The organism is Paracoccus sp. SSJ (genome assembly GCF_030234105.1).
GTDB classification, from domain to species: domain Bacteria; phylum Pseudomonadota; class Alphaproteobacteria; order Rhodobacterales; family Rhodobacteraceae; genus Paracoccus; species Paracoccus denitrificans.
Genome location: NZ_JASSPE010000036.1, coordinates 22,813 through 29,259 on the forward strand (window position 1 = coordinate 22,813; position 6,447 = coordinate 29,259).

Annotated in this window: 4 protein-coding genes; 2 read left to right on the forward strand and 2 right to left on the reverse strand. The window is 68.4% G+C overall.

All coding sequences use genetic code 11. The features are described 5' to 3' along the window. Nucleotides 1–55 precede the first annotated feature (55 nt). Nucleotides 56–952: a LysR family transcriptional regulator gene (locus QPR87_RS22355; RefSeq protein WP_011747279.1), complete on the reverse strand. Its 897-nt coding sequence runs from the start codon at nt 950–952 to the stop codon at nt 56–58. A 212-nt stretch (nt 953–1,164) separates the two neighbouring features. Between QPR87_RS22355 and QPR87_RS22360 the strand changes: the two genes are divergently transcribed. Then, nucleotides 1,165–2,199, forward strand: a complete 1,035-nt coding sequence (locus tag QPR87_RS22360; RefSeq protein ID WP_285051424.1) for an Ldh family oxidoreductase — start codon at nt 1,165–1,167, stop codon at nt 2,197–2,199. Here the strand turns inward: QPR87_RS22360 and QPR87_RS22365 are convergent. Next, complete coding sequence (locus tag QPR87_RS22365) at nt 2,196–2,660, reverse strand: Lrp/AsnC family transcriptional regulator (RefSeq protein ID WP_104493720.1); 465 nt, start codon at nt 2,658–2,660, stop codon at nt 2,196–2,198. The two genes, QPR87_RS22360 and QPR87_RS22365, sit on opposite strands and share 4 nt — an antisense overlap. 109 nt (nt 2,661–2,769) lie before the next feature. On the opposite strand from QPR87_RS22365, the gene putA reads away from it, so the two are divergent. Next, complete coding sequence (gene putA, locus QPR87_RS22370) at nt 2,770–6,189, forward strand: bifunctional proline dehydrogenase/L-glutamate gamma-semialdehyde dehydrogenase PutA (protein ID WP_285051425.1); 3,420 nt, start codon at nt 2,770–2,772, stop codon at nt 6,187–6,189. Nucleotides 6,190–6,447: the final 258 nt, after the last annotated feature.

A 6,447-nucleotide genomic window follows, 5' to 3' on the forward strand; every position in this document is an offset into this window, starting at 1 on the left:
GTGTCAAAGATTTAGGCAGGATTGCGCGTATTTTCCAATGCCAAGTCGCGCTGGGTTATTCCGGTTTTGCATAACCTTCGCCCAGCTCGCGCGCCGCTTGCCAAACCCGCCCGGTGATGCCGCGTCCGCGCGCGGCATTGCGGTAAAGCCTGATCTCCATCGGCAATTCGGGGGCAACGACCTCCAGCCGGCCGGTCTCGATTTCCGCCTCGACCAGCAGCCGGGGCAGCCAGACCATGCCGTGGCCGGCGACCGCCATGCTCTTCATCGCCTCGGCCATGGATGCCTCGTCGGTATGGGCGATATAGACCTTGGGCGCACCGGGCTGGGCCAGGGCGATGCGCGCCATGGCGTTCAGGAACGAGCCGCGCGAGTATTTCAGCATTGGCATGCCGTCGGTCAGCCATTCCTCGGGCCAGCCCGGGCGGGCGACGGCGACCAGGCTGTCATGGCCGACCACCAGATGCGGATAGCCCGAGGGGTCCAGCGGGATGTTCACCTGCGGATGGGCATAAGTCAGGAAGAAGTCGTAGCCGCCCTCGGTCAGCGCCTCGATGCAGCGGTCGAAGTTCTCGGGCTTGACGCGGCTGGTCATCTGGCCCGCCGCCGCCTTCAGCCGCATCAGCCAGCCCGGCAGGAAGGTCACGGTCAGGCTGTGCAGCGCCAGGAAGGAGATCTCTCCGCCCCGGCTGCGGGCATGGTCGCGGAACTCGGCGCGGCGGGCGTTGATCATGCGCACGGCTTCCTCGGCCGTTTCGCGGAACAGCACGCCTTCGGGGGTCAGGGTTACCGGATAGCTGTCGCGTGACAGAAGGTCGGTGCCCAGCCATTCCTCCAGCGCGCGGATGCGGCGGCTGAAGGCGCTTTGCGTGACGCCGCGCAGCTCGGCCGAGCGCGAGAAGCTGTGCGTCTCGGCCAGCACCAGGAAGTCCTCAAGCCATTTGAAGTCCATGCGCCCCCCTTTTCCGCCGCTTTAGCCGAGGCTTCGCGGCCGCGCCACAGAAAGACGATTGCGGCCGGGCCGGTAAGGCGATCACCGCAACGCTGGCTGAGGCGCGGATGCTGGCCCGGGATGCCGCGCTTTGGGACGCGGCCCGGCCCTGAACGCTTGCCCCTTGCCGGAAAATCCGGTTTTCTGGCCGGCACCAGACAAGGGACGGGCGTATGGATGATGTGACGATGGTGTCGGTGGCCGAGCTTGGCCGGATGGTCGAGTCGATCTTCATGCGCGCGGGCTTCAACGCGCAGCAGGCCGACGCCATCGCCCGCATCATCACTGCCGCCGAGCGCGACGGCGCCAAATCGCACGGCATCTATCGCATCGAGGGCTGCCTGCGCACGCTGGCGGCCGGCAAGGTTTCGTCCGGGGCGCGGCCCGAACTGATCGACGAGGGCAGCGCGGTGATCCGGGTCGCGGCGGATGGCGGCTTTTCGCCCGCGGCCTTCGAACTGGGCCTGCCGGCGCTGGCGGGCCGTGCCGAAAAGCTGGGGCTCGCGGCGTTGGTCATCAACGATTGCGTGCATTTCTCGGCGCTCTGGCCCGAGGTCGAGGCGGTGGCGTCGCGCGGCCTTGCCGGGCTCGCCATGTGCCCCAGCTATGCCGTGGTCGCGCCGGCGGGCGGCACGCAGCCGCTTCTGGGCACCAATCCCATCGCCTTCGGCTGGCCGCGGTCGGGGGCCGCGCCCTATGTCTTCGACTTCGCCACCTCCTGCGTCGCGCGGGGCGAGATCGAGTTGCTGGCGCGGGCCGGCGAGCCCTTGCCCGAGGGCTGGGCGCTGGATGCCGAAGGCGCCCCCACCACCGACGCGGAGGCGGCGCTCTCGGGCGCCATGCTGCCCTTTGGCGGGCACAAGGGATCGGCCATCTCGACCATGGTCGAGCTTCTGGCCGGGGTGATGATCGGCGACCTGACCAGCCAGGGCGCGCTTGCGGAACTGGGCACGCTCGACCTGGCGCCGAAACATGGCAAGTTGATCCTGGCCTTTTCGCCCGCGCGCTTTGCCGCCGGCCGGCCGGGCGATCCGCTGGCGCGGGCCGAAGCGCTGTTCGACGCCATCCTGGGGCAGGGTGCGCGCCTGCCCGGCCAGCGCCGCCTTGCCGCCCGCGCGCGCTCCGAAGCCGAGGGCATCGCGCTGAACGCCGAGGAACTGGCGCTGATCGACCGCCTCCAGCGCGACGGGCTGGCTGCGCTCGGCTAGATCGCGGTCCAGTTCTGCTCGACGACGGCCTCCATGGAGACGTGGCTTGATGTGTTGCTGACATGGGGCAGGACCGAGATCTTCTCGGCCAGGATGCGGCGGAAATCGGCCATGTCGCGCGAACGGACCTTCATCAGGTAGTCGCAGCTGCCGGCGATCATGTAGCATTCCTCGACCTCGGGGATGGCGCGGACGGCGGCGTTGAACTGTTGCAGCGCATGTTCGCGGGTGTCGTTCATGCTGACCTCGACATAGGTCACATGGGTCAGGCCCAGCTTCAAGGGCGACAGGATGGCGCGATAGCCGGTGATCAGGCCGATCTCTTCCAGGTGCTTGATGCGCAGCGCCACCGGGGTCTTGGACAGCCCGACCCGCCGCGCCAGTTCGGCGATGGGGATGCGTGCGTTCTCGGTCAGTTCCGCCAGGATCTTGCGGTCCTGCGTATCCAGGTTCAGGTCCATTCTGAAAATCGCCTCGAATTTGTTCTATCGGCCTAGAGCGTGGCGCATCTTCAGGCGCACCGCCTAGCCGGCATCTGATAATACTGTCGCATCGAATAAGGAGATCGGCATGAATCGTGTCAACCCCACCGTGCGTTCGGACGTGTTTTCCGCGCAGGCGAAATTCGCCGACGAGGCAGAGCTGCTCGGCGGGTTGGTGGCGCAGGCGGGGTTGGACGACGCGCAGCGTGCCGCGATCACGCGCCGGGCCGCCGATCTGGTGCGCCGCATCCGCGACGAGGCGAAGCCGACGATGATGGAGCATTTCCTGGCCGAATACGGGCTGTCCACGCGCGAGGGGGTGGCGCTGATGTGCCTGGCCGAGGCGATGCTGCGCGTGCCCGACCGCATGACCATCGACGCGCTGATCGAGGACAAGATCGCGCCCTCGGACTGGGGCAAGCATCTGGGCGAGGCGTCCTCGTCGCTGGTCAATGCCTCGACCTGGGCCCTGATGCTGACCGGCAAGGTGCTGGACGACGACCAGGCCGGGATCGCCGGCACACTGCGCCGCGCCGTGCGCCGGCTGGGCGAGCCGGTGATCCGCACCGCCGTCGGCCGTGCGATGAAGGAGATGGGCCGGCAATTCGTGCTGGGCCAGACCATCGAGGCGGCGCTGGAACGCGCGGCCAAACGCGAGGCGCAGGGCTTTACCTACAGCTACGACATGCTGGGCGAGGCGGCGATGACCGGGGCCGACGCCGCGCGCTACGACCGCGCCTATTCCGATGCCATCGCGGCGATCGCGAAAGCCTGCACCAGGGGCTCGGTCGAGGACAATCCCGGCATCTCGATCAAGCTGTCCGCCCTGCATCCGCGCTATGAGGTGGCGCAGGAATCCCGCGTCATGACCGAACTGGTGCCGGTGGTGCTGAAGCTGGCGCGCCAGGCCAAGGCGGCCGGCATGGGCATGAATATCGACGCCGAGGAACAGGACCGGCTGGTGCTGTCGCTTAAGGTGATCGAGGCGGTGCTGTCGGACCCCTCGCTGGCCGGCTGGGACGGGTTCGGCGTCGTGGTGCAGGCCTATGGCAAGCGCGCCGGGCAGGTGATCGACTGGCTTTACGAAACTGCCACGCGGCTGGACCGCCGGATCATGGTGCGGCTGGTCAAGGGCGCCTATTGGGATACCGAGATCAAGCGGGCGCAGGTCGAGGGCTTTCCGGGCTTTCCGCTGTTCACCAGCAAGGTCGCGACCGATGTCAGCTATATCGCCAATGCCCGCAAGCTGATCGGCTACGCCGACCGCATCTATCCGCAATTCGCCACCCATAACGCCCAGACCGTCGCGGCGATCCTGGAGATGGCGGGCGAGACCCGCTTCGAATTCCAGCGCCTGCACGGCATGGGCGAGCGACTGCACGATATCGTGCTGCGCGACCATAATGGCCGCTGTCGCATCTATGCGCCCGTCGGCGCGCATCGCGACCTGCTGGCCTATCTGGTCCGGCGGCTGCTGGAGAACGGCGCCAACAGCAGCTTCGTGCATCAGATCGTGGACGAATCCGTCTCGCCCGAGGAGGTCGCCCGCGATCCCTTCGCGGCGCTGGCCGAGGCGCGCCCGCCCTTGGGCCTGATCACGCCGGATGCGCTGTTCGGCACCTCGCGCCGGAACTCGGCCGGGTTTGATCTGACCGACGAAGAGACTCTGGCCCGCATCTACGCCGCCCGCGACGTGGCGATCCCGGATGCGATGCCGCTGACCGTTTCCGAGCCGACCGGCAAGATGCAGGACGTGCTGAACCCCGCGACGGGCGAGAAGATCGCCCGGGTGATGATGGTCGATGCGGATACTGCCGCCCGCGCCATCGCGGACGCGCTCATCTGGGACGCATCGGCGGCCGAGCGTGCCGCGGTGCTGCGCCGTGCCGCCGATCTTTACGAAGACCATTACGGCCCGATCTTCGGCATCCTCGGCCGCGAGGCCGGCAAGTCGCTGGCCGATGCGGTGGCGGAACTGCGCGAGGCGGTGGACTTCCTGCGCTATTACGCCGCCGAGGGTGAGGCCAGCCCCGGCGCCCCGCGCGGCATTGTCGGCGCGATCAGCCCGTGGAACTTCCCGCTGGCAATCTTTACCGGCCAGATCGCGGCGGCGCTGATGGCCGGCAATGCGGTGATCGCCAAGCCGGCCGAGCCCACCCCCGTCATCGCCGCCTATGCCATCGGCCTGCTGCATCAGGCGGGCGTTCCGAAAGCCGCGCTGCAACTGCTGCCGGGCGCTGGCCGCGTGGTCGGCACGGCGCTGAGCTCGGATCCGCGCGTCTCGGGGCTGGTCTTTACCGGCTCGACCGGGACCGCGCAGACCATCGCGCGGACCATGGCTGCGAACCTGGCGCCCGGCACGCCGCTGATCGCCGAGACCGGCGGGCTGAACGCGATGATCGTCGATTCCACCGCGCTGCCGGAACAGGCGGTGCGCGACATCGTGAACTCGGCCTTCCGCTCGGCCGGCCAGCGCTGCTCGGCGCTGCGCTGCCTCTATGTGCAAGAGGACGTGGCGCCGCATCTGGTCGAGATGATCAAGGGCGCCATGGACGAGCTGCGCGTCGGCGACCCTTGGGATCTGACCACCGATGTCGGCCCGGTGATCGACCCCGGCGCGCAAAAGGAAATCGCCGATTACATCGCCGCCAATGCAAATCGCGTGCTGCACAAGCTGGCGGCCCCCTCGCGCGGCTGGTTCATCCCGCCGACCATGCTGAAAGTGTCGGGCATCGCGGATCTGGAGCGCGAGATCTTCGGCCCGATCCTGCATGTCGCCACCTTCCGCGGCGACCAGCTGGACCAGGTGATCGCCGACATCAACGCCCGCGGCTTCGGCCTGACCTTCGGGCTGCATACCCGCATCGACTCGCGCGTGCAGGAGGTTTCGGACGCCATCCATGTCGGCAATATCTACGTGAACCGCAACCAGATCGGCGCCGTGGTGGGCAGCCAGCCCTTCGGCGGCGAGGGGCTGTCGGGCACCGGCCCCAAGGCCGGTGGGCCGCGCTATGTGCCGCGTTTCTTTGCGCCCGCCGCGCCCTTGGCCGTGCCCGGCACCTGGCAGGGCCCGGCCGACGAGGCGCGGCTGCGCGGCGCGCTGGCCGATGCATCCCCGAAGAAGATCGACGAGCGCCTGATGCCCGGCCCCACGGGTGAACTGAACCGCCTGACCGCGCATGCCCGCCCGCCGGTGCTGTGCCTCGGCCCCGGCGAACAGGCGGTTGCGGCGCAGGTGGTGGCGGTCGAGGCGCTCGGCGGCCAGGCCGTCGGCGCCGATGGCGCCCTGCCGCCCGAGGCGCTGACCCGTCTGCCGCAGCTTTCCACTGTGCTCTGGTGGGGCGACGAGGCGCAGGGCCGCGCCCATGCCCAGGCGCTGGCGGCGCGCGAGGGTGAAATCGTGCAGCTGATCACCGCCATGCCCGACCTCGCCCACATCGCGCATGAGCGCCACCTTTGCGTCGATACCACCGCAGCGGGCGGCAACGCAGCATTGCTCGCAGGGTGAGGGGCGGGGCTGCCGAGGTCGTTATGTTGGTGAGCTGAGTCGCTGACGTTCCCGCCCTTCAGGAGGGGGTTATGTGTCGCCTGTCCTGATTGGGCCTTTCAGGATCCGGGGTGGCATCCGACCTTTCTTTTGGCTGAGGGGATGCTGAACGTTCTGGCGTGTTTTCTGTCTGGTGCCTTTGACGCGCGGCTGGAATTCGCGGTGCGCAGCTGGGCCTTGCAGGACGGCAAGGTCGGCACGCGCGTCGCGGCGGCGGAC

Bases quoted from the DNA above. Each gene is read 5' to 3' on its own strand.
- QPR87_RS22360 (WP_285051424.1), top strand. From the start codon at position 1,165: ATGGATGATGTGACGATGGTGTCGGTGGCCGAGCTTGGCCGGATGGTC.
- QPR87_RS22355 (WP_011747279.1), bottom strand. From the start codon at position 952: ATGGACTTCAAATGGCTTGAGGACTTCCTGGTGCTGGCCGAGACGCAC.
- QPR87_RS22365 (WP_104493720.1), bottom strand. From the start codon at position 2,660: ATGGACCTGAACCTGGATACGCAGGACCGCAAGATCCTGGCGGAACTG.
- putA (WP_285051425.1), top strand. From the start codon at position 2,770: ATGAATCGTGTCAACCCCACCGTGCGTTCGGACGTGTTTTCCGCGCAG.